Annotated in this window: 1 protein-coding gene; it reads right to left on the bottom strand. The window is 77.0% G+C overall.

What is annotated here, in order from left to right:
- The coding region (locus ACYVE9_RS29255; protein ID WP_461030897.1) for an ABC transporter transmembrane domain-containing protein at positions 1 to 773 on the bottom strand (773 nt) is incomplete at both ends.

Here is a 773-nt window from a genome sequence, read left to right as displayed (position 1 = left end):
CGACGCCGCCGGCCAGGACGGCGTAGCGGGACGCGGCCAGCAGTCCGCCGACGCTGAGGTGGCCGGCCGCCAGCCGGAGCCCGCCGACCGCCAGGACCACGGTCGCCAGCAGCGGCATCAGCACGGTGCTACGGGCGACGGCGCTGCCGTACACCCGCCACATCTCGCGTCCCCGCCGGTCGAGTTCGGTCAGCGGTGCGAGCACCCTGCGCTGCTCCCGGTCGGCCGTGCCGGCGGCGGCGATGGTGCGTGCCCCGGCCAGGGTCTCGACGAGCCGCCCGGCGATGCCGCCCTGCACCTCCTGGTAGCCGGAGACGGTCACGGACGAGCTGCGGGCGAACGCGCGCAGCAGCAGCGCGAGCAGCGGGATGCCGGCAACGAAGGCGGCGGCCGTCCACACGTCGACGAGGAACAGCCCGACCAGGCCGCCCAGCGGGGGCAGCACGGAGGCTGCGGCGGTGGCGAGGGTGACGGGTGCGGCACCGGTGTCGGCCGCGTTGACGGTCAGCCGGGTGCCGAGGTCACCGGGCGTGAAGCGCGCTCCGTGCCGGGGGTCGGAGGTCAGCAGCCGCCCGACGGTGCTGCGGCGCACCCACGCGGTGGCCCGTGCCCCGGTGACGCCGCCCAGCAGGGCCACCGCGGAGTCCAGCGCGACTTCCACGACGATCAGCGCGACGCAGATCAGCAGCAGGCGCCGCGCCTCGGGATCACCGGCGAGCAGCAGGTCGACCGTCCGGCCCAGCACGGCGGGCAGCGCGACGGCTGCCGCGGCG

This window comes from Streptomyces sparsus (assembly GCF_054776295.1).
Note: the sequence above shows the minus strand (reverse complement) of the source record. Positions and strands in the feature narration are given on the sequence as shown.